We start from the raw sequence: 1,936 nt of genomic DNA on the forward strand, positions 1-1,936 counted from the left end.
CTTCAAAGGGTAAAGTTACCGTGTGGATTCGAACCACCTAGATTGTGCAACAGTGGGGCACGCCAAAAAACGCACCCATCTAGGTGCGTTTTTCTATTAATAAAAAATAAATAGACTATTCATGACACTTTGTGTAAAATGGAATTGTTGTCTGTTTTATACATAATTACACATGTAGAAGGGAAGGAAACATCCATGAAAAGTTTTGGATTATTAGCAAGAATAGTTGTAGCAATTCTATTGGGTATAGCCATCGGATCGTTTGCAAATGAATGGTTGATAAAATTATTCGCCACGTTTAATGGACTATTTGGTAATTTCCTAGGATTTATTATACCGCTCATTATCTTAGGGTTTATCGCACCGGGAATTGGATCCATGGGACGAGGAGCAGGCAAGCTTCTTGGACTGACTGGTTTAATCGCTTATAGTTCTACAATTATAGCAGGGATAGTTGCATTTTTAGTTGCAAAAAACATTTATCCAACATTATTAAGCGGACAGTCTCAGGAAGCATTTTCAGATCCGACTGAAGCATTAAGGGGCGGATTCTTTGAAGTTGAAATGGCACCTCTCATGGGAGTTATGACTGCACTTCTGCTAGCGTTCGTAATAGGTCTTGGCATTGCTGCAATTAAAGGGGATACATTACTCCATTTAACGGAAGATTTTCGTGATATCATTCAATTAGTTATCGAAAAAGTAATTATTCCATTACTCCCATTTCATATATTTGGTATTTTTGCAAATATGACATACGCCGGACAGGTGACTACAATCTTAAGTGTATTTGCTAAAGTTTTTGTTATGATAATCATATTGCATATTCTTTATTTAATTTTACAATATACAATTGCAGGTTCATTGAGTAAGGAAAATCCATTTGTGATGCTGAAAAAAATGTCACCAGCATATTTTACTGCACTAGGCACACAATCTTCTGCTGCAACTATTCCGGTAACACTTAAAAGGGCAAAAACCCTAAAAGTGCGTGAAAGAACTGCAGATTTTACTGTACCATTACTTGCTAATATTCATTTATCCGGAAGTACAATTACTTTGGTAAGCTGTGCACTTGCAGTTATGTTTTTGCAAGGAGATATGGCAACATTCAACTCAATCATGCCGTTTATATTAATGCTGGGTGTGACTATGATAGCAGCTCCTGGAGTTCCTGGAGGTGCAGTTATGGCGGCAATCGGATTATTGGAGACTATGCTTGGATTCGGACCAACCATGGTATCACTAATGATTGCATTATATTTAGCTCAAGATAGCATTGGAACAGCATGTAATGTTACCGGTGACGGTGCAATTACATCGATTACCGATACAATTAGTAAACGTAGAAATATAACGGAAACGGACAAAGCCCAAGCATTATAAAACACAACATTTATTTTATTTAGAAGCAGAAATAGCACATCAAACTATCTATTGATGTGCTATTTTTATTGGTTGGTATGTTTTTATGTTATATAATGAAGTGATTGGCGGAGGAAGAGCGAAAGATCCCGTTTATCATCGTATGTCCTGGACGGAACCGTATGAGATTCACTCCAAAGTATAAGATTTACTAAAATTTTTGCTTTTTAAGCAAAAATTAAGTTCATCTAAAAAGAAACACGATGAGCGCATGCAAATCGATGTTGACTTTGACCACAAGGGTATAAGTGCGACTAAGCCTCTGGTTCCCAATCGGCAAGTCTTCTTTATCGTACGGAGGTGAAGGAAGTCTGCTATGGCTTTAGCGTTGGGGCCGGACGTGGCTGATTCGGTTGCTTTGTTATCCACAGCCACAAAATTTTATAATTTCCTAGACAATAAAAAAGCTAAGAAGCATATACTTGCTTCTTAGCTTTTTTCGTTTGCCTGGCGGCGTCCTACTCTTGCAGGGGCAAAGCCCCAACTACCATCGGCGCTGGAGAGCTTAACT

The 1,936-nt window shown here is 38.1% G+C and carries 1 protein-coding gene; it reads left to right on the forward strand.

What is annotated here, in order from left to right; translation table 11 throughout:
- Positions 1-195 precede the first annotated feature (195 nt).
- Positions 196-1,386 (forward strand): dicarboxylate/amino acid:cation symporter, encoded by a 1,191-nt coding sequence (locus AC6HVZ_RS19460; protein WP_497559781.1) that lies wholly within the window; start codon positions 196-198, stop codon positions 1,384-1,386.
- The last annotated feature ends 550 nt before the right edge of the window (positions 1,387-1,936 follow it).

The organism is Oceanobacillus sp. NCCP-135 (assembly GCF_059698015.1).

Coding starts and splice junctions, on each gene's coding strand:
- AC6HVZ_RS19460 (WP_497559781.1), top strand. CDS start 196: ATGAAAAGTTTTGGATTATTAGCAAGAATAGTTGTAGCAATTCTATTG.